Source organism: Massilia sp. Masssp93, from assembly GCF_059491295.1.
On the sequence record NZ_CP168502.1, the window covers coordinates 3260998 to 3280485 of the forward strand.

At 71.8% G+C, this 19488-nt stretch carries 15 protein-coding genes; 3 read left to right on the forward strand and 12 right to left on the reverse strand.

The window, feature by feature from the left end; all coding sequences use genetic code 11:
• Positions 1-41 precede the first annotated feature (41 nt).
• Positions 42-2648 carry an MMPL family transporter gene (locus ACEN9Q_RS13365; protein ID WP_495628788.1) on the forward strand — a complete coding sequence of 869 codons (2607 nt, stop codon included), beginning with the start codon at positions 42-44 and terminating at the stop codon, positions 2646-2648.
• A 12-nt stretch (positions 2649-2660) separates the two neighbouring features.
• Complete coding sequence (locus ACEN9Q_RS13370; RefSeq protein WP_495628789.1) at positions 2661-3380, forward strand: MlaA family lipoprotein; 720 nt, start codon at positions 2661-2663, stop codon at positions 3378-3380.
• An 8-nt stretch (positions 3381-3388) separates the two neighbouring features.
• Here the strand turns inward: ACEN9Q_RS13370 and ACEN9Q_RS13375 are convergent, their stop codons facing one another.
• From ACEN9Q_RS13375 to ACEN9Q_RS13410, 8 genes are all read right to left on the reverse strand, one after another.
• The gene (locus tag ACEN9Q_RS13375) at positions 3389-4099 is read right to left on the reverse strand and encodes a phosphorylase family protein (RefSeq protein ID WP_495628790.1); all 711 of its coding nucleotides are present in this window, start codon (positions 4097-4099) and stop codon (positions 3389-3391) included.
• Positions 4100-4102: 3 nt separating this feature from the next.
• On the reverse strand, positions 4103-6115 hold the full coding sequence (gene shc / locus ACEN9Q_RS13380) for a squalene--hopene cyclase (protein ID WP_495628791.1): 2013 nt from the start codon (positions 6113-6115) through the stop codon (positions 4103-4105).
• Positions 6116-6131: 16 nt separating this feature from the next.
• Complete coding sequence (gene hpnD, locus ACEN9Q_RS13385) at positions 6132-6980, reverse strand: presqualene diphosphate synthase HpnD (protein ID WP_056440102.1); 849 nt, start codon at positions 6978-6980, stop codon at positions 6132-6134.
• A gap of 33 nt (positions 6981-7013) precedes the next feature.
• The gene (dxs, locus tag ACEN9Q_RS13390; RefSeq protein WP_495628792.1) at positions 7014-8792 is read right to left on the reverse strand and encodes a 1-deoxy-D-xylulose-5-phosphate synthase; all 1779 of its coding nucleotides are present in this window, start codon (positions 8790-8792) and stop codon (positions 7014-7016) included.
• A gap of 158 nt (positions 8793-8950) precedes the next feature.
• Complete coding sequence (locus ACEN9Q_RS13395; RefSeq protein ID WP_495628793.1) at positions 8951-9841, reverse strand: LysR family transcriptional regulator; 891 nt, start codon at positions 9839-9841, stop codon at positions 8951-8953.
• 9 nt (positions 9842-9850) lie between these two features.
• Positions 9851-11044: an MFS transporter gene (locus ACEN9Q_RS13400; RefSeq protein ID WP_495628794.1), complete on the reverse strand. Its 1194-nt coding sequence runs from the start codon at positions 11042-11044 to the stop codon at positions 9851-9853.
• Positions 11045-11047: 3 nt separating this feature from the next.
• Positions 11048-12097, reverse strand: coding sequence for an NAD(P)-dependent alcohol dehydrogenase (locus tag ACEN9Q_RS13405; protein WP_495628795.1), 1050 nt, complete (start codon positions 12095-12097; stop codon positions 11048-11050).
• 153 nt (positions 12098-12250) lie between these two features.
• A complete protein-coding gene (locus ACEN9Q_RS13410) occupies positions 12251-12847 on the reverse strand; it encodes a hypothetical protein (protein ID WP_229412651.1) in 597 nt (198 codons plus the stop codon).
• A gap of 56 nt (positions 12848-12903) precedes the next feature.
• Here ACEN9Q_RS13410 and ACEN9Q_RS13415 point away from each other — a divergent pair, with 56 nt between their 5' ends.
• Positions 12904-13263, forward strand: a complete 360-nt coding sequence (locus ACEN9Q_RS13415; protein ID WP_495628796.1) for a winged helix-turn-helix domain-containing protein — start codon at positions 12904-12906, stop codon at positions 13261-13263.
• A gap of 79 nt (positions 13264-13342) precedes the next feature.
• On the opposite strand, the gene ACEN9Q_RS13420 is transcribed toward ACEN9Q_RS13415, so the two are convergent.
• The 4 genes from ACEN9Q_RS13420 to ACEN9Q_RS13435 all read right to left on the reverse strand — a co-directional run bounded on the left by ACEN9Q_RS13420 (position 13343) and on the right by ACEN9Q_RS13435 (position 19487).
• A complete protein-coding gene (locus tag ACEN9Q_RS13420; RefSeq protein WP_056440114.1) occupies positions 13343-13741 on the reverse strand; it encodes a (R)-mandelonitrile lyase in 399 nt (132 codons plus the stop codon).
• 90 nt (positions 13742-13831) lie between these two features.
• Positions 13832-17839 carry a pilus assembly protein gene (locus tag ACEN9Q_RS13425; RefSeq protein ID WP_495628797.1) on the reverse strand — a complete coding sequence of 1336 codons (4008 nt, stop codon included), beginning with the start codon at positions 17837-17839 and terminating at the stop codon, positions 13832-13834.
• Positions 17836-18417: a PilX N-terminal domain-containing pilus assembly protein gene (locus tag ACEN9Q_RS13430; protein ID WP_056440119.1), complete on the reverse strand. Its 582-nt coding sequence runs from the start codon at positions 18415-18417 to the stop codon at positions 17836-17838. The genes ACEN9Q_RS13425 and ACEN9Q_RS13430 overlap by 4 nt, the downstream gene beginning before the upstream one ends.
• The gene (locus ACEN9Q_RS13435; RefSeq protein WP_495628798.1) at positions 18414-19487 is read right to left on the reverse strand and encodes a PilW family protein; all 1074 of its coding nucleotides are present in this window, start codon (positions 19485-19487) and stop codon (positions 18414-18416) included. The genes ACEN9Q_RS13430 and ACEN9Q_RS13435 overlap by 4 nt, the downstream gene beginning before the upstream one ends.
• Between the last annotated feature and the right edge of the window lies 1 nt (position 19488).

Below are 19488 nucleotides of genomic sequence, written 5' to 3' on the forward strand. Positions count from 1 at the left end.
CGCCGTTCTCCGGTCTAATGGAGGCAGCTTCCCGGTGCACCATGCTGACTAACCCGATCGCCAGACTCGTCCACCTGTCATGCCGCCATCCGTGGGCGGTGGTCGGGGCGTTCGCACTGTTGGTAATTGCATCCGGGCTTTATGTCGCACGCCATTTCGCGATCAATACGGACGTCGGACAGTTGATCGACGCGAATGCGCCATGGGCCCGGCGCGACGCCGCCATCGCCGCCGCGTTCCCGAACCGGGGCGACACGACGCTGGCCGTCGTCCGCGCCCCCGCGCCCGAGTTTGCGGCCCGGGCGGCGCGCGAGCTGGCCGGCCGCCTGCGCCGGCAGCCCGCCCTGTTCCGCACGGTGGACCTCGGTCCCGGCGACGATTTTTTCCGGCGCAACGGCCTGCTCTACCTCGACGCCGCCCGGGTGCGCTTCCTGACCGACCGGCTCGCCGCCGCGCGGCCCCTGCTCGACGCCCTCGCGCGCGACCCGTCGCTGCGCGGCCTGGCGAACCTGCTGTCGGTCACGCTGGGGACGCCGTTGCTGACGGGCCAGGTCACGCTCCGGCAGATGGCGCCGCTGCTGGCGCAGAGCGCGGCCACGGTCGAGGCGGTCCTCGCCGGGCGGCCCGCCGCGCTGTCCTGGCAACATCTCGCGGACGATGCGCCGGCCGCCGCGGAGGCGGGCCTCGTGGAAGTCCGGCCGGTGCTCGACTACCACGCCCTGCTGCCGGGCGCCGCGTCCAGCGACGCGATCCGCGCGGCCGCGGCAAGCCTGCGCCTGGCCGAACGCTACGGGGCGCACGTGGCGCTGACGGGGCCCGTGCCGCTGTCCGACGACGAATTCGCGTCGCTGCAGGAAGGTTCGCCGCTCGTCGGCGCGGTGCCCGTCGCGATCGTGCTCGTGCTGCTGTGGCGGGCGCTGCGCTCGGCGCCGCTGGTGCTGGCGCTGTGCGCGACGATGCTCGGCGGCCTCGCGCTGACGGCCGCGCTGGGGCTCATGATGGTGGGCGCGCTGAACCTCATCTCCATCGCGTTCGCGATCCTGTTCGTCGGGCTGGGCATCGACTTCGGCATCCAGTTCGGCATGCGCTTCCGCGAACTGCGGCGCGTGCGGCCCGGCACCGGCACGGCGCTGCTGGCGACGGCGCGCGCGCTCGCGCTGCCGATCACCCTCTCGGCGACGGCGACCGCCCTCTGCTTCCTCGCGTTCCTGCCCACTGCCTACCGTGGCGTGGCCGAGCTGGGGCAGATCGCCGGCGTCGGCATCCTGTGCGTCGCGCTGCCGGCATGCGTGACGGTGCTGCCGGCGCTGATCCGCCTCGCCGACCCGCCCGCCGGCGCGCGCGCGCCCGGCTACCCTTGGCTGGCGGGCGTCGACCGCGCGCTGCAGGCCCACCGCAAGACCGTGCTCGCCGTCACGCTGGCGCTCGTCCTCGGCGGCATTCCCCTGTTGTGGCGCCTGGAATTCGACTTCGATCCGCTGCACCTGAAAAATCCCGGCAGCGAATCGATGGCGACGCTGGCCTCCCTCGCGCAGGGCACCGACGTCGGCCTCGACAACGTGCAGGTGCTGGCTCCATCGGTCGCGCAGGCGGCGGCGCTCGCCGCGCGCCTGGAACGGCTGCCCGACGTGGCGCACGCGCTGACGGCGGCGAGCCTCGTCCCCGACCGGCAGCCGGAAAAGCTGGAACGCATCGCGGCCGCCGCGGCGCGCCTGCTGCCCGTGCTGGACCGGCCTCCGGCCGCGCCGGCGACGGACCCGCAGCGCGTGGCGGCCGTGCGCACGGCCGCGCTGGCGCTGCGCAATGCCGCGCTCGACCATCCCGGGCCGGGGGCGGACGCGGCCGAGCGCCTCGCGCGGGCCCTCGCCGCGCTGGCGCGCGCCGCGCCCGCCGCGCGCGACCGGGCCGACCACGCGCTCGCGGGCACGCTGCGGCTGGCGCTGGACGCGTTGCGCCTCGCGCTGCGGCCGCAGCCCGTCACGCTCGCGGCACTGCCCGCCGCCATGCGGCGCGCCTGGATCGCACCGGACGGCCGCGCGCTCGTCGACATCGGCCCGAAACGGCCCACGGGCACGCGTGTCGGCGCCGACAGCCGGCTGGGACACTTCGCCGACGCCGTGCTGCGCATCGCGCCGGACGCCACCAGCGGCCCGATCTCCGTGCGCCACGCGGCCGACCTGGTCATCGCCGCGTTCGTGCAGGCGGCGCTGCTCGCGGTCGCGACCATCGCGCTGCTCCTGCTGCTCGCGTTCCGCCGGGTCGGCGACGTGCTGCTGACGATGGTGCCGCTGCTCGTGTCGAGCTTGGCCACGCTCGAGGCCTGCGTGCTGCTGGGCATCCACCTGAATTTCGCGAACATCATCGCGCTGCCGCTGCTGCTCGGCGTCGGCGTCGCGTTCAAGATCTATTACATCGTGGCGTGGCGCGCCGGCCAGCCGGCCCGGCTGGAGCATCCGCTCACGCAAGCCATCGTCCTCAGCGCGGCCACCACCGGCACCGCGTTCGGCAGCCTGTGGCTGTCGCACCATCCCGGCACCGCCAGCATGGGCAAGCTGCTGGTGCTGGCGCTCGTCTGCACGCTGATCGGCGCCGTGTTCTTCCAGCCCGTCCTGCTGGGGCAGCCTCGCCCGCCGCCCCCGCCTTCCTGAACGAGGACCGCCATGTCTCGCTGCCCGTCACGCCGACGCGTCCTGGCCGCTCTGCCGCTCCTGATCCTGTGCGGCTGCGCCTCCGGCCCGCAACGCGATCCGGCCGATCCGCTGGAGCCGCTCAACCGCGCCACCTTCCGCTTCAACGACGCGCTCGACCGCCACATCGCGCAACCGGTCGCGCGCACGTACAACCGCGTCGTGCCGCGGCCCGTCCGTACCGGCGTCGACAACGTCTTCTCGAACCTGGGCGACGTCACCGTGATGTTCAACGATTTCGCCCAGCTGCGCCTGATGGACGGCATGAACGACCTGATGCGCGTGGCCGTCAACAGCACGTTCGGCCTGCTCGGCGTGCTGGACATCGCCACGCCGGCCGGCATCGCCAGGCACGACCAGGACTTCGGCCTCACGCTGGGCCACTACGGCGTGCCCAGCGGCCCCTACCTCGTGCTGCCGCTGTTCGGGCCGAGCACGTTCCGCGACGCGGCCGGCGTCGGGGTCGACCAGTACGCGGCGCCCGTCAACCGGACGCGCCCGGCAGTACGCAACACCTTGTGGGGCGTCGACTTCGTCAGCACCCGGGCGCGCTACCTGAATGCGACGAACCTGCTGGAGCAGGCCGCCCTCGACCGTTACCTGTTCGTGCGCGACGCGTATCTCGGCCGGCGCCGCTCCCTCCTCGACCGGGGCAAGGAAACGCCGCTGCCGGCGTACGGCAACGACCGCTGACGCCGCGCTCACGGCGGCGGCAGGGCCAGCGCGGCGCCGAGACATGCACGCACGCGCCGCAGCGTCCGCCGCGCCACCCATGCGTCGCGGGCCAGCGCGCACACGGCCCCGAGTTGCGCCGGCGCCGCGTCCAGTGCGCGCAGCACGGGCCACGGCGCGGCGACGCCGTCCCCGTCCATGCCGGCCAGCACGCACGCTGGCAGGCTGCGCCAGGCGGGATCGAGCACGACGCGGCAGGCCGCGAACGGGATGCCGTGGCGGCGCGCGGCCAGCGCGGCGGCGTGCGATTCCATGTCCGCGGCGACGGCGCCGCCGGCGCGCCACAGCGACGCCTTGGCGGCGCTCGTGGCCAGCGGCGCATCGACCCCGGCCAGCAGCGCGAGCCGGGCGCCGGGCAGGCGGGCCAGCAGCGCGCGCGTCCAGCCCGGATCGGCCGCGACGATGCCGTCCGGCGTCAGCACACCCGTCGCAACGATACAGGTGCCGCAGGCGAGGCCCGGGTCGAGTCCGCCCGCGCAGCCGAAGCTCATGATGCCGGTGGGGCGCGGCGCGCCGTCCGCATGCGGCGGCGTGGGCACGTCGAGCACGCCGTGCAGCCTGTGCGCGACCCGCCACGGGCCCGGCCCGCACACGGTCACGACGCAGGGCCCGTCCGCGATCGCCGCTTCGAACGGCATCCCGCAGACGGCCAGCACGCGCGCGTGCGGCAACGCATCCACGATCTACATCCCGAACGCCACCCGGCCGCTGCCGCCCGCGCGCAGGTTGCGGTAGCGCGCCAGCGCCCACAGCGGGAAGTAGCGGGCGTAGCCGTGGTAGCGCAGGTAGAACACGCGGGGAAAGCCCGTGGCCGTGTGCTGCGGTTCGTCCCACAGGCCGTCCGGGCGCTGGCGGTCGACGAGCCAGGCGATGCCGCGCGCGACGGCCGGGGTGTCGACGGCGCCGGCCGCCATCAGGCCCAGCAGCGCCCACGCCGTCTGCGACGCCGTCGACGGCGCCCACGCGTGGCCTTTGTAGTCGAGCCGGTAGCTCTCGCCGCCCTCGCCCCAGCCGCCGTCCGGATTCTGTACGAACGCGAGCCAGCGGGCGGCCCGCGCGACGGGCGGCGCATCCGGCGGCAGGCCGGCGGTGGCCAGCGCGCACAACGCGCACCAGGTGCCGTAGACATAGTTCACGCCCCACCGTCCGTGCCAGCTGCCGTTGGCTTCCTGCCGGCGCAGCAGCCAGCCCAGCGCCCGCGCGGCCGGCGCCCGGCGGCGCATGAATGCGCCCGGCTCCAGCTGGGCCAGCATCGACAGGCAGCGGGCGGACACGTCGGCCGTCGGCGGGTCGAGCAGCGCGCCGTGGTCGGCGAACGGGATGTGGTTCAGGTAGTGGTGCGTGTTGTCGGCCTCGAACGCGCCCCAGCCGCCGCCGCGGCTCTGCATGCCGACGATCCACTCGCGGGCGCGCGCGACGGCATCGGAGTAGCGGTCCGGCACCGGCTGCGGTTCGAGATGCGAGGCCCGGTGCATCGCCATCGCCACGACGGCCGTGTCGTCAACGTCCGGATAGCAGGCGTTCTCGTACTGGAAAGCCCAGCCGCCCGGCCGCACGCCCGGCCGGCGCGTCGCCCAGTCGCCCGGCCGGTCGACGATCTGCAGCGGCAGCAGCCAGTCGAGGCCGCGGCGCGCGGCATCGATCGCGGCCGGCACGCCCGTTTCCAGCAGCGCGTGGCACATCAGGGCCGTGTCCCACACGGGCGACACGCAGGGCTGGCAATACGCCTCGTCGCCGTGGTCGACGAGCAGGCGGTCGATGGCGCGGCGCGCGGCGGCGGCCTCGGGCGCGTCCGGCGGATGGCCCAGCACGTCGAGCATCTGCACCGCGTTGACCATCGCGGGGAAGATGGCGCCCAGGCCGTGCTCGCCGTTCAGGCGCGCGCGCACGAACGCGGCCGCGTGCTCGATCGCGCGCCGGCGCAGGCGCGCGGGCAGGCGCGGCGCGAGCAGGCGCAACTGCGCCTCGAGCGTCCGGAACAGCGCGAACCACAGGCGGTGCTGGTGCGGCGCGCGCGGCGCCAGCCCGAGGCTCGCGGGCGGCGCGACGAACAATTCGCCCACGCCCAGGGCGCGCGGGTTGCGCGCGCGCGGCCGCAGCGCGCCCAGCACGAGCAGCGGCGTCAGCACCGTGCGCGTCCAGTACGACACCTTCGACATGTGGAACGGCGACCAGCGCGGCAGCAAGGCGATTTCCACCGGCATCACGGGCACGGCCGTCCACGGCATCTCGCCGAACAGCGCGAGCAGCATGCGCGTGAAGACATTGCTCCGTTCGGCGCCGCCGTGGGCGCGGATCGCCTCCCGGGCGCGCGCCATGTGCGGTGCGTCGGGCGCATCGCCGGTCAGCTTGAGGGCAAAATAGGCCTTCACGCTGGCGCTCGTGTCGAAGGCGCCGCCGTGGAACAGCGGCCAGCCGCCGTGCCCGCCCTGGCGGCGGCGCAGGTAGCGGGCGATCTTGCGCTCCAGCGCCGCGTCCGGCGTTTCGCCCAGATAGTGCACCATCAGCACGTATTCGGCCGGGATGGTGGCGTCCGCTTCCAGCTCGTAGACCCAGTGACCGTCCGGACGCTGCTCGGCCAGCACGGCCGCGAGCGCCGCGTCGATGGCGGGCTGCAGGCGCGCGCGCGCCGTCCGCGTGCGTTCCGCTTCGATGGCGCCGGCCTGGGCCGCCGCACGAAAAGTCTCATAACGCATGGTCCACCTCCCGTGTCTACAGGATCGTGTGCCTGAGCAGGATGCCGATGCGCTCAAGCCGCCCCAGCCGGACCGGCGTGCGCGGACCGCCCCAGCCGCGCGCCGCCAGCCGCGCGAGCAACGCTTCGTAGACGGCGCCCATCAGGCGCGGCGCGCGGCCGCCGGCGCCCCGGTGGCCGCGCAGGACGAAGCGGGCCGCCGCGTAGTGCCGGCGCGCCTGCGCGGCCAGGTCGATGCAGGCCCGGGGCAGCGCCGGGTGCGCGGCGATCTCTCCGGCGCCGGCCGCGCACACGCGGGGTTCGACCCCGGCCGCCAGCAACAGTTCGCGCGGCAGGTAGGCGCGGCCGATGGCGGCGTCCTCGTCGATGTCGCGCAGGATGTTCGTGAGCTGCAGCGCGCGGCCCAGGTGGTGGGCGAGCAGCAGGCCGTCGTCGGGCGGCAGGCCGAATACGCGCACGGACAGCCGCCCCACGGCGGCGGCCACGCGGTCGCAATACAGGTCGAGCGTGTCCGCCGGCGGCGCGCAGAGGGGGCGGTCCTGCGCGTCCATCAGCATGCCGTCGATGACGGCATGGAAGTCGGCCCGCGCCAGACCGTACGCCGCGATATGCGGCGCCAGCGCGCGCATGCGCGGCGGCGCCGCCCCGCCGTAGCCGGCGTCGACGTCGGCGCGCCACCGCTCGAGGGCGGCGCGCCGCTCGGCGGCCGGCGCGGGCCCGTCGGCGATGTCGTCGACGGCGCGGCAGAATGCGTAGATGCCGAACATGGCCGCCCGCCGGTCCGCCGGCAGCAGGCGCATCGCGATGCCGAACGAGCTGGCCGGCGTCCGGGCCGGCACGGCGAGCACCTGCGTATCGTCAAGCATGTGGGCCTCGCTTCGGTTGCGCCTGGTTGCCATTCAGTTGCTGCTGGCGACGAGCCGCCGCGCGTCGACCGGATAACGCTGGCGGATGGCGCCCGCGATGCCGGCCGCGTCCAGCCCGGCGGCCCCGAGCAGGGCCGCCGGGTCGCCGTGCTCGATGAACAGGTCGGGCAGGCCCAGCATCAGCAGCGGCCGGTGGATGCCGGCCGCTGCCAGCGTCTCCGCCACGGCCGCCCCGGCGCCGCCCATGACGGCGCCCTCTTCCACCGTCACGAGCCGCGCATGATCGCGCGCCAGCGCCGCCACGAGTTCCGCGTCGAGCGGTTTCACGAAGCGCATGTTGGCCACCGTCGCCCCCAGTTCCGCGCCCGCTGCCAGGCTCGGCGCCAGCATCGGCCCGAACGCGAGGATGGCGATGCCGGCCCCGTGCCGGCGCACCTCGCCGCGGCCGAACGGCAGCGCGTCGAGGTCGGGCGCAGGGATCGCGCCGGGGCCGGGCCCGCGCGGATAGCGCACGGCGGCCGGTCCCGGATGACGGTAGGCGGTGGTGAGCATGCGCCGGCACTCGGCTTCGTCGGACGCCGCCATCAACACCATGTTCGGCACGCAGCGCAGGTAGGCGATGTCGTAGTTGCCCGCATGCGTGGCGCCGTCCGCCCCGACGAGGCCGGCGCGGTCGAGCGCGAACGTCACGTCCAGGTTTTGCCGCGCCACGTCGTGGATCAACTGGTCGTAGGCACGCTGCAGGAATGTCGAATAGATCGCGACGACCGGCTTCATGCCTTCGACGGCGAGGCCGCCCGCGAACGTCAGCGCGTGCTGCTCGGCGATGCCCACGTCCACGTAGCGGTCGGGGAAGCGCTCGGCGAAGCGCACGAGCCCGGAGCCTTCGCGCATGGCGGGCGTGATGCCGACCAGGCGGGCGTCGTGCGCCGCCATGTCACACAGCCAGTCGCCGAAGACGTCCGTGTAGGCGGGCCGCCCGCGCACGGCGTCGGGCAGGCCGCGGGCCGGATCGAAGCGCCCCGTGCCGTGGTACAGCGTGGGCGCCGCTTCCGCCGGCGCATACCCCTTGCCCTTGCGCGTGACGACGTGCAGCACCTGCGGGCCCGTGCGGCGCCGGGCCGCGTCGAGCGCGGGCACCAGCGCGTCGAGGTCGTGGCCGTCGACGGGCCCCGCGTAGACGCAGCCCAGCGCATCGAACAGCGACGCGCCCGGTCCGATGCGGCCGGCCGCGAGGTCGGCGAGATGGCGGCTCAGGGCACCGACGGCCGGCGAAATGGACATGCCGTTGTCGTTGAGGACGACGAGCAGGCGCAGGCCGGGATCGGCGCCGGCGTTGTTCAGGGCTTCGAACGCGATGCCGGCGGAGAGCGCCCCGTCGCCGCAGACGGCCACCGCGTGGCGGCCGTCGCCCTGCAGCATCGCGGCCCGCGCCATGCCGAGCGCGGCGGAGATGGCCGTCGACGAATGCGCCGTGCCGAACGTGTCGTGCACGCTCTCGCAGCGGCGCGGAAAGCCGGACAGGCCGCCCGCCTGGCGCAAGGTGTGCATCTGCGCGCGGCGCCCCGTCAGCACCTTGTGGCCATAGCTCTGGTGGCCGACGTCCCACACGATGCGGTCGCGCGGCGTGTCGAACACGTAGTGCAGCGCGATCGTCAGTTCCACCGTTCCCAGGTTCGACGCGAGATGGCCGCCCGTGCGCGCCACCGTGTCGAGCAGGAAGCGGCGCAGCTGCTGCGCCAGCGGCTGCAGGTGCGCGCGGGGCAGCGCGCGCAATGCGGCCGGATCGTCGATTGCCTCGAGCAGGTCCATGCGGTCCTCCATGCGGCGTGCGAAGGCACCGCAGGCGAACCATTCTAGAACATCCGGGCCATCCGTTCAGGCATGCGATTCAACCGTGCGCCACCCTCTGCAGAGACATGGTAAGCACGAAAAAGCCCCGCAGAAATCAAGCCACGCCGGCACCGCCGTCACCCGTTGTGGCGGATCGCATCCAGCACGACGGCCAGCGCGCGCGACGCATGCCGCCGGCTCGGGTAATAGGCATGCAGGCCGGGAAACTTGGGGCACCAGTCGGCCATCACGCTCACCAGCCGTCCCGCGCGCACATGCGCCAACGCCATGTCCTCGGTGACGAACGCGATGCCGCAGCCGGCGAGGGCCGCGCCGACCATCTGGTAGACGCCGTTGAAGATGAACTGGCCGCGCACGCGCGTTTCGACGTCCGCGCCGTCATGGCGCAGCTCCCACGCATACAGGCCGCCGCCGGCGAGGCGCAGCCGGATGCAGTCGTGCTTCAGGAGGTCCTGCGCGGACATGGGCACCGGACGGTGCGCGAAATACGCGGGCGCGGCGACGATCATCGTCTGCGTGTCGGGCGTCAGCCTCACGGCGATCATGTCCTTCTCGACCTGGTCGCCCCAGCGCACGCCGATGTCGAAGCGTTCGGCGGCCACGTCCACCATGCGGTATTCGGCGCTGATCTCGACCTGGATGTCCGGGTATCGCGGCAGCACGGCGGCCAGCCGCGGCCACAGGACGTTGTCGATCACGTGGTCCGTGGCCGTGATGCGCACGGTGCCGGACGGCGTGTCGCCCAGTTCGCTGACGGCGGCGATCTCGGCGTCGATCTCTTCCAGCCGCGGCCCCACGTTCTGCAACAGGCGCTCGCCGGCCTCGGTGGGCGACACGCTCCGGGTGGTGCGCGTCAGCAGGCGTACGCCGAGCCGGCTTTCCAGCGCGCGGATCGTGTGGCTGAGCGCCGACTGCGTCATGCCGAGCTTGGCGGCCGCGCGCGTGAAGCTGCGCTCGCGCGCGACGGCGAGGAAGACGAGGATGTCGCTGAGGTTATCGCGTGCCATCCCCTGATTCTAAGCCCGCGCGGCCTTGCCGGCCAGCACCGCGGCGACGACGAGCAGCAGCGCGCCCAGCCCGAACGTGGCGCGGTAGCCCCAGGCATCGAACAAGACCCCGCCCAGGGTCGCGCCGAGGCCGATCGCCAGCTGGACGACGGCCACGATCAGGCCGCCGCCCGCCTCGGCGTCCTGCGGCAGCGTGCGCGCGAGCCAGGTCCACCACCCGACGGGGGCCGCCGTCCCGACGAGGCCCCACGCGGCCAGCAGCACGGCGACGACGGGCGCCGAGCCGCCCCACGCGACGAGCGCGACGGCCAGCACGGCCATCGCCAGCGGGATGACGACCAGCGTGCGGTACAGGTGGTTGTCGAGGAACGCCCCGATCGCCGTCGTGCCGACGAAGCCGGCCACGCCGATCGCCAGCAGCATGCCCGTCAATGTGTTCACGCTCACGTGCGTGACCGTTTCGAGGAATGGCCGCAGGTACGTGAACAGCGCGAACTGGCCCATGAAGAACACGCTGACGGCCGCCATGCCGTACGCGACGGCGGGCCGCTTCAGCAGCGCGAACACGTTGCCGGAGCGCGCCCCCGGCGCGGCGGCCAGCGGCGGCAGGCTGACGAACTTCCAGGCGAATGCCAGCGCCGCGACGGGCACGACGCAGAAGAACGCGCCGCGCCAGCCGACCAGCGCGCCGAGGAAGCTGCCGGCGGGCGCCGCGACGACGGTCGCCAGCGCATTGCCGCCGTTGACGATCGCCAGCGCGCGCGGCACGAGGTGATCCGGCACGAGCCGCATCGCGGTCGCCGCCGACATCGACCAGAACCCGCCGATCGCGACGCCGATGAACGCCCGCCCCACCATGAACACCGTGTAGTTCGGCGCGAACGCGGCGATCGTGCCCGACACGATCATCGTCAGGCACAGGCCCAGCAGCAGGATCTTGCGGTCGAGCCGGCCGGCCAGCCGCGCGATCGCGAGGCTGGTCACGAGCGCGAACGCGCCCGAGACGGCGATGGCCTGCCCCGCCTGTCCCTCGCTGATGTGCAGGTCGGCGGCGATCGGCGTGAGCAGGCTGACGGGCATGAACTCGGACGCGACCAGCGCGAACGCGGCGAGCGCCAGCGCGAACACGGCGCCCCAGGCCGCGGGCGCGGCGGGCACATGCGGCGCCGCGCCGGCGTCGATCGATGACACTTGTGGCTGCATGAATCAGGCCGCCAGCGTGGCGTTGTCGATCACGAAGCGGTACTTGACGTCGCCCGCCAGCATGCGCTCGTACGCGGCGTTGATCCCGTCGGCCCGGATCAGCTCGATGTCCGCGACGATGCCGTGCGCCGCGCAGAAATCGAGCATCTCCTGGGTTTCCGGAATGCCGCCGATCATCGAGCCGGCCAGCGCGCGGCGCTTCATGATCAGGTCGAACACCTGCGGCGACGGGTGCGGTGTGGCCGGCGCGCCGACCAGCACCAGCGTGCCGTCGCGCTTCAGCAGGGCGAGATAGGCGTCGAGGTCGTGCGGGGCGGCGACCGTGTCGACGATCAGGTCCAGGCTGCGCGCCCGCGCGGCCAGCGCGGCGGCGTCGCGCGACACGACGACCTCGTGCGCACCGAGCGCCTCGGCGTCGCGGCGCTTCGATTCGGAGGTCGTGAAGGCGACGACGTGGGCGCCCATGGCACGCGCCAGCTTGATGCCCATGTGGCCCAGGCCGCCGATGCCGACGATGCCGACCGTCTTGCCCGGACCCGCGTGCCAGTGGCGCAGCGGCGAATACGTCGTGATGCCGGCGCACAGCAGCGGCGCGACGGCCGCCAGCTGGTGTTCCGGATGGCGCACCCGCAGCACGTAGCGCTCGTGCACGACGATGCGTTCGGCGTAGCCGCCCAGCGTATGGCCCGGCGCGTCGCCGGTGGCGCCGTTGTAGGTGCCGACCATGGCGTCGCAATAGTTTTCGAGGCCGGCCTCGCAATCGGCGCAGTGCCGGCAGCTGTCGACCATGCAGCCGACGCCGACGAGGTCGCCGGTCCGGAAGCCCGTCACGTGCGCGCCGACGGCGGACACGCGGCCGACGATCTCATGGCCCGGCACGCACGGATACAGGGTGCCGGCCCATTCGGCCTTCACCGTGTGCAGGTCGGAGTGGCACACGCCGCAATAGGCGATCTCGATCTGGACGTCGTGCGGGCCCGGCGCGCGGCGGGCGATGGTCAGGGATTCGAGCGGCTTGTCGGCGGCATGTGCGCCATAGGCTTTGACGGTCATGGGTGCGATCCTTTCGTGACGTTGGTCGTTGCATCGATGGTCGACGATGGTAACGGCAAACGCCGGGCGGATAACCCGGTCGGGATTGCTTGACCTTATGAATGCCGTTCATGTATCGGCGGTGGAATCATGTCCGCCGCGTCATGAAACGGGTCAGCGGCGGCGTGGCGGCGCCGGCAGCAGGACCAGCATGGCCTTGAGGGCGTACAGGACGAGCAGCGCACCGACCATGTCCCCGACGGCCATGACCGTGAAGCCCTGCGCCAGGTTGACGGGGTCGCCGTGGAGCCAGAACCACAGGTGGTGCATCAGCGGACTGGCGACGCCGAACAGCGGCACGAGCAGCAGCAGCCGGCGCGACGTCAGGTTCGAGAGCGACGCCTGCATGCCCAGCACGCGCAGCGCGAACAGGTACACGAGGTAAGGGGCCAGGGCCGAGCTGATGCCGCCGGCCAGCGAGCGCACGGGGTCGTCCGGGTACAGGTGGAAGAAGCACTCGCACCACGACCCGACCAGCACGCCGATGGCGCCAGGCAGGCCCAGCAGCAGTGGACACAGCAGCCGCGCGCCCGCCGGCAGGTAGAGCCAGCCGACGCCGCGGACGAATTCGACGTGCGGGAACACCCAGTCCTGCAAGCGCGCCAGCGCCACGTAGAACACGGCCGATCCGATCACGCCGGCACACGCGATCCCGGCCCGTTCGGCCACGCCCTGCACGACATCGTTGCGTGGAGCAGTTGGGATAGGCATGGCGGGATCGTCGACGATGGATGGAGTTCGGTGGGCACTCGCATTATAATCTGCGCATGAGCAAATCTACCCGGCCCGCCGACATCTATCTGCGCTTTCTGCAACTTGCCGAAGCCTTGCGCGGGCTGCCGTCCCTGCCTTCCCTCGATCCGCTGGAAGAACGCATCCTCGGCACCGTCGCGCGCGCCATGCAGGACGGCCAGCGGCTGTGCGTGCGCGACATGATGGCCAAGAAGGAGCTCGGCGCGCCCGCGACCGTGCACAGCCGCCTGACGTCGATGCGCGAGAAGGGCTGGATCATGTTGACGGACACCGAGGACACGCGGCGCAAGCAGGTCACGCTCACGCAGGCCGCGCTGGCCCACTTCGACAAGCTGTCGAAGTGCATGGTCAAGGCCGTGGAAAAGACGGGCTGACGGCAAGAATACCGCCCGGCGTCCCGTCGTCCCCGCGCAGGCGGGGACCCAAGTTCTTCGGCCAAATCCGCGCGCAACCTCACTGGCCCAGGTAATCCTCGTCGCCGACCTTGTCCATCCACACGACATTCACACCGTCCAGCGCTTCCTGGATGGCGATGTGGGTCATGGCGGTCGTCGCCGTCGCGCCGTGCCAGTGCTTGTGGCCGGGCGGGCACCAGATGACGTCGCCGGCACGGATCTCCACTTTCGGCCCGCCCTCGCACCGCGTCCAGCCGCAGCCGGCCGTCACGACGAGCGTCTGGCCGAGCGGATGCGTATGCCAGGCCGAGCGCGCGCCCGGTTCGAACGTCACGCTCGCCACCGATACGCGCGCCGGCGCGGGCGGCGCGTTCAGCGGATCGATGCGGACTGTGCCAGTGAAATATTGCTCCGGGCCTTTGATCGACGGCTGGGAGCCGGGGCGCTTGAGTTCCATGGGAGTCCTTTCGGTAAAGGACCCAATATAACGGTCGCTCGCCCGGCCGAATACCCCGCGGTCGTTCAATGACGTTATGAAGCGTGTTCATCAATCCCCGGCCGTATAGGTGTAGACGCGCTTGCGCTTGGACGCGATAGCCGGCCGGATGCGCTGCGGCGAGATCGCCACGCTGGCCCCGGAGGAACCGTTGCTGCCCTTCTGCACGGCGCCCAGCACGACGGACACCGCCTTGCCCCCGATCGGCACGCTGCTGGCCTTGACCGGCGACGGCGGCAGCCCGCCCCCGACGAAGATCGACGAGCGCGTCCCGCCGCACAGGCCCGGCACGTTGATCGCGCCCGAGCCGTTCAGCAGGTTGACCCAGTAGCCGCGCGCCTCGCCGAGCGACGTCGAGCAGCTCGCCCCGTCGGGCGGGACCGGACGGTTGGTGCTGAACGTGATCATGCCGCTGGCGATCAGCGCGGACGTGACCACCTGCTCGCCCTGGCCGTACTGGTTCAGGTCCATGTACCAGCCCTTCACGCCCGCGTTGGGCAGGATTTTCGCGGTCGCGCAGTCGGTGGCCGTGCTGTAGTCGGTCATCGCATCGAGGTTCGTGGCCGGCGTGCCGGTGGCCGCCGCCAGGTCGTCCAGGTAGACGTAGAAACGGTTCGTCACGCCGCTGTAGGGGTATTGCGCCTGCAGCGGATGTTCGCGGTCGCCGCTGCCGAGCGCCACATAGACCTTGCCCTGGGTCGCCAGCAGCGCCGGCGCGAACAGGAACTTGCGGCCGCCGCCCGTCGTGTACGCGACCTTGCGCGAGGTCCAGGCGTCGGGCGCGGCGGGCACGCGTCCCGCGTAGCTGCCCACGAAGTCGATCCGGTAGATGCCGCCGCCCGTGTCGGCCGCGTAGGCGTAGTCGGGATAGCCGTCGTTGTCGACGTCGACGAGGGCCACGTCGGCCGCCACCGCGCGGTCGGTCGGGAAGGCGCGCAGCACGGTGCCCGTGTTCGCATCCAGCACGTACACGAAGCCTCCCTTGCCGCTGCCGCACGCGGGCGCCGCCGTGTCGGCGTCCTCGCAGGCGTCGTAGCCCCCGCCCACGACCAGCACCGGCGTCGTGGTCGAATAGCCTTTGACGAAGGCGACGTTCGGCGTCGACCAGGTCTGGCCGATGCCGGACATGCCGGCCGTGCAGCCGGTGTCGTCGCCCAGGCTCGGACAGCCGGCCTTCCACTTGAACACGGGGCTGTCCGGATTGCTCACGTCCAGCCCGTACAGCATGCGGCCGCCGCGGCGCATGGCCGGGAAGATCCAGACCTTGGAGTCGTCGGCGTTCTGGTACAGGCCGATCGAGCCGTCGAAGAAATAATCCTTGCGCGCCGGCGCCGGCGTGATCGATGCGCTCATGTTCGGATAGCTCACGAGCGGCGTGTTGTCCATCAGCCGCTGCAGGCGGCCGAAGAACTCGGGCGCGACGAAGGACCAGCTCTCGGTGCCGTTGCTGGCGTTCACGGCATGCAAGGCGCCGTCGTTGGCGCCGTAGAACACGCGCACGCCCGTCGTGCCGCCGAAATTGACGGGCAGCGGGCGCGAGTGGATCACGTCGCCGTGGATGGACGGGCGCGTCGTCGTCGTGCTGCCGGTGCCCTTTTCGTTGTCGACGTCCGCACCCTGGATGAAGTTCACGACGTCCGCGGCGAGGCCCGTGCTGGCCGTGTTGAAGGCCGTCAGCGCGGTCCCGGACAAGGTCAGCATGTTGCGGTTGACGGCTTGTGCGCCGCTCCACGCGCCGGCGACGTTACCCTGGCGCAGGATCTCGGCGGCGCCGCCCTTCTCGACCTGCGGACCGTCCGGCAAGTCCGAATACGGGCTCGCGCCGTCCGGGGCGCAGGCGCCCGCCGGATCGGGATTGATGCCGAGGCCGCTCCAGTAGCTGCCCGAATCCGACGTCCAGTAACTGGCCGCGCACGGCGTGACGAAGCCGGTGAGCGTGTTGACGGCGACGTGGCCGTTGACGTCGCCCAGTTCGATGTCGGCGCCGCTGCTGATCAGCTGGTAGCGCTTGAGGTTGCCGAACCAGCGGGGGCGGGCGTCCGGATCGGGACGGAACATGCCGATGAACACCTGGTTCTCGTTCTGCGAACGGTTCGTCGCATTGACCGGCAGGCTGGTCGACGCGAACGTCGTGTTCACGGCCTGGATCTCGATGATGATCTGGCGCAGCGCGTCGAGGATCGCCTGCTCGTTCCTGGCGGCGAAATACTTGCCGCCGCCGGCCTTGGCCATGCTCATCAGGAGTGCCGTCTGCGTGGCGTTCGGCTGGGCGTTGTAGACATCGATCGTGTACGTCGTCACCGGCGAGCGCACGGTCGTTCCGGTGACGGGCACGCCCCGGTCGTGCAGCAGGCGCGCCCACTCGTCGGCGTTGCGCGGGCCCGTGTCGGGCGTCGTGGTGCCGGTCGGGACGTCGGTCAGCACGATGTTCGTGCCGACGATGTTGTAGGCGCTCGTGCCCGCCGGGCACGACGCCAGCGTGCTGCTGGTCGGCGCATTGTTGTACGTGCAGCTGATGTTCGTGCCGGTGCACGACGACGCGTAATCGGACGTCGACGCCGGCGCGCTGGAATAGCACTGCGACGTCATGCCGAGGTTCGTGGTCGTCGTGGAGCCCGGCGTGGTAGCGTTGCTGACCGTGGTCGGCGTCACCGTCTGCGTGATCGTGTACTGGCGCTTGCTCGTGGCGGTCTGGGTCACGGTCACCTGGCGGTAGCCGTTGCCCGTGCAGCCGCTGGCATTGCCGGCCAGGCTGCCCGCATACGTGCAGCTGCTGTTGGCCGGGCAGGACAGGCCGCCGAAGTCGCTCGTCGTCGCCGGATTCCAGTTGCCCGACGCGGTGCCGACGCCGGTATAGCAGCCCGCGCCCTTGTGGTTCGGATTCTGGCTTGCCGTGGCGCTGTCCGTCGTGGTGCCCGCCGTGCCGATCGCGGCGCCGACGGAATAGGTGCAGCTGTAGCTCGTTTCCGTCGTCGTGGTGCCGCTGGTGGCGGTCGACGACGACGGGCACGTGAGGTTGCCGTGGTCGCTCGCCGGCACGTCGCCGGCCGTCGCGTAATAGCCGGTCGTGGTGCCGGTGGACGTCGTGACGGTGCCCTGCACGGGCTGGCCCGGACTCGTCGTGGCCGGGTGGTAGACGGATTGCGTGACGGTGTACGACAGGCTCCCGGCCGGGCACGCGACCGGTTGCACGTTGGCCGTCGCGGCGCCGATCGAGCAGCCTTCGGTGAAGTTGGCGCACTGCGTCGCGTACGCATTCAACTCGGCCGCCGCGGCCGTCGGGCTGGCGTAGCACGCGCCGGTGACGCCCAGGTTGCTGGTGTTCGTCGCGTTCTGGCTCGTGAAGTTCGGCAACCCCAGTTGCGTCGTCGGCGTGCCGTTGAGCGCGTTGAGGGCCGCCGTATTGGCGGCGCTGTCGCTGGACGGGCCGCTGGAGTTCGGGTTGCCGATGAAGATGACGAAGCTCTTGCCGCAGGTGTTCGCGGCCGTCAGCGGCGAGCGAAACGTCGAGTACGGCGTCGTGTAGCCTCCGCTGTCCGCGATGCTGGCGATGACGCCGCCCGGCGAATACGCGTCGGCGCCCGCGAAGTAGTTGTACACGTCGTACATCAAATCGCCGTACGGCGTGTTCGAGTTGCGCTTCTCGTCCGGCGACGTGACGTTGCCGTAGATGGTCCCCAGCTGGCTCGCGAAGCTGGCCTTGGCCGTGCTGTCCAGCGGGCGAATGGCGGAGCGGATGAAGCCGCCGTCCATGTTGGCGTTGCCGCCGGTGACGAATTCCATCAGGCCCATGCTGACGGTGCTGCCCAGCGTGGGCAGCAGGCTGCTGATCGCACGCGACTCCGACTGGCCCTGCTGCAGGCCGCCCGGCCATTTCTGGCTCTGGCGCGACCAGTTCGACGTGTTGTCGAGCACGATCAGGATGCGCGGATTGACGGCGCTGCCGCCGGACGCGCCGGTGAAGATGTCGATGTCGTCGGCGGCCGCGCGGATCGGCAGGCCGGCGAGGCTCGCGGACAGCGCCAGCGCGAGGGCGGCGGCGGGACGGGAACGGGTCATGGGCTTGCTCCGGGTTGCGGACAGTTGGTGGCGACGTCGTCCTTGGCGATGCGCACGGCGACGCCCTGGACGACCTTGACGGAGGCCTGCGTCGCGGTGTCGGTGGCGACGGCGCTGACGTCCCAGACACTGTTCTCGCAATCGGAATTGCCGTCGGACGCGCCGGCGACGCCGAAGTTCTGGCCGGCGCCGACGGCGCAGCCGGCGTCCTCGCTGTTGTTGAGGTCCAGGTCGGAATTCTTGATCGCCTGGACCTTCACGCAGCTGGGGGGCGGGCTGAGCGTGACCTTGACGTCGGTCTTGCCGTCGCCGTCCGTGTCGACGCAGCGCTGGTTCGGCCCGTCGCACGGGTTCGACAGCGCGCTGCCGGGCGTCGTCGTGAACCGGGGCGAACTGATCGTCTCCTCCAGCACGGCGTGGGCGGCGGCGAGCGCCTGGTCGCGGCGCTGCATGTTGCCGACCACCTGCAGGTTCGAGTTGCCCAGGTTGACGCTGGCCAGCGCCAGCATCGTAAGCAGGAGCAGCATGATCAGGGCGGTCACCAGCGTGATGCCCTGCTGGCGGCGTGGGTACGTCATGGCTGTTTCCTTCCGACCGGGTTCGCCAGTGTGACGAGCGTCTGGAACACGTGGCGCTTGTAGCCGTTGTTGAACGGCCCGGCCGTGCGCGCGCTGCCGTCGGCGGCCGTGCCGAGGCTGTACGTCTTCGTATCGACATAGCCCGGCGTCGCGCTCGGGCTGCGCGCCAGCACGTGCAGGCGCACGGCCACCACGTTGCGCCAGTTGGCGGCCGCGCAGGCCGGCGCGGCGCAGCCGTTCGCGCTCGCCGGGGCGCTCGTGTACAGGCCGACGGTGCCGTCGCCATGGGTGTCGATGCCGTATTCGAACTGCAGGTTCTCGACGCCCTCGACCAGCGGCACGATCGTCCCGAAGTCGAGCTGGCCGTCCGTGTAGCGCAGCTCGGCGCGTTTCAGCGTCGGGATGCCGTCGCCCGCCACGTCGTTGTTGGCGACAAAATAGATGTGGGTCTGGAAGCGGCGCGTCACCGCCAGCGTGCCGCTGCCGGCCGTGGTCGTGCAGTCGCGTTGGTGGCGCGTGAGTTGTGCCGGGTCGACGTCCAGCGCATACCAGTCGGCCGGATTGGCCGACCCCAGCTCGCTCGCGTTGTCGCACAGCGAAGCCTGGAACAGCGGGCCCGCGGGATCGTTGGCGCTGCAGTTCGGATCGCCGCTGACGCAGGCGCGCGTGTGGCGCACGACGATCAGCGCGGTCCCCGGGCGCACGTCGGACACGCAGGACGGCCGCGCGTCGTCGTCGTCGAAACCCTGCACGTGCAGCGGCAGCATGGCCTTGAGGGCGGCCAGCGTCGCGGCGCACGGATCGGGCACGGCGGCCGGGTCGGGCAGCAGGGTCGGATCGAATTCGCCGTAGAAGCCGGCGTTGCGCAGGTCGTTGGACAGCAGGTCGACGGCGTAGCGCCCGCTTTCGATCTGGCGGTTGGCGCGCTCGATCTCGGCCTGGGCGCGGCTGTTGTGGAAGAACAGCGTGACCATGGCAATCACGATCAACAGGCCCATCGTGACGGACACGAGCAGTTCGGGCAGGGAAAAGCCGGCGGTGCGGCGGTGAAGCAAGGGTTGGGCGGCCATC

Bases quoted from the DNA above. Each gene is read 5' to 3' on its own strand.
- ACEN9Q_RS13365 (WP_495628788.1), top strand. From the start codon at position 42: ATGCTGACTAACCCGATCGCCAGACTCGTCCACCTGTCATGCCGCCAT.
- ACEN9Q_RS13370 (WP_495628789.1), top strand. From the start codon at position 2,661: ATGTCTCGCTGCCCGTCACGCCGACGCGTCCTGGCCGCTCTGCCGCTC.
- shc (WP_495628791.1), bottom strand. From the start codon at position 6,115: ATGCGTTATGAGACTTTTCGTGCGGCGGCCCAGGCCGGCGCCATCGAA.
- hpnD (WP_056440102.1), bottom strand. From the start codon at position 6,980: ATGCTTGACGATACGCAGGTGCTCGCCGTGCCGGCCCGGACGCCGGCC.
- dxs (WP_495628792.1), bottom strand. From the start codon at position 8,792: ATGGACCTGCTCGAGGCAATCGACGATCCGGCCGCATTGCGCGCGCTG.
- ACEN9Q_RS13395 (WP_495628793.1), bottom strand. From the start codon at position 9,841: ATGGCACGCGATAACCTCAGCGACATCCTCGTCTTCCTCGCCGTCGCG.
- ACEN9Q_RS13400 (WP_495628794.1), bottom strand. From the start codon at position 11,044: ATGCAGCCACAAGTGTCATCGATCGACGCCGGCGCGGCGCCGCATGTG.
- ACEN9Q_RS13405 (WP_495628795.1), bottom strand. From the start codon at position 12,097: ATGACCGTCAAAGCCTATGGCGCACATGCCGCCGACAAGCCGCTCGAA.
- ACEN9Q_RS13410 (WP_229412651.1), bottom strand. From the start codon at position 12,847: ATGCCTATCCCAACTGCTCCACGCAACGATGTCGTGCAGGGCGTGGCC.
- ACEN9Q_RS13415 (WP_495628796.1), top strand. From the start codon at position 12,904: ATGAGCAAATCTACCCGGCCCGCCGACATCTATCTGCGCTTTCTGCAA.
- ACEN9Q_RS13420 (WP_056440114.1), bottom strand. From the start codon at position 13,741: ATGGAACTCAAGCGCCCCGGCTCCCAGCCGTCGATCAAAGGCCCGGAG.
- ACEN9Q_RS13425 (WP_495628797.1), bottom strand. From the start codon at position 17,839: ATGACCCGTTCCCGTCCCGCCGCCGCCCTCGCGCTGGCGCTGTCCGCG.
- ACEN9Q_RS13430 (WP_056440119.1), bottom strand. From the start codon at position 18,417: ATGACGTACCCACGCCGCCAGCAGGGCATCACGCTGGTGACCGCCCTG.
- ACEN9Q_RS13435 (WP_495628798.1), bottom strand. From the start codon at position 19,487: ATGGCCGCCCAACCCTTGCTTCACCGCCGCACCGCCGGCTTTTCCCTG.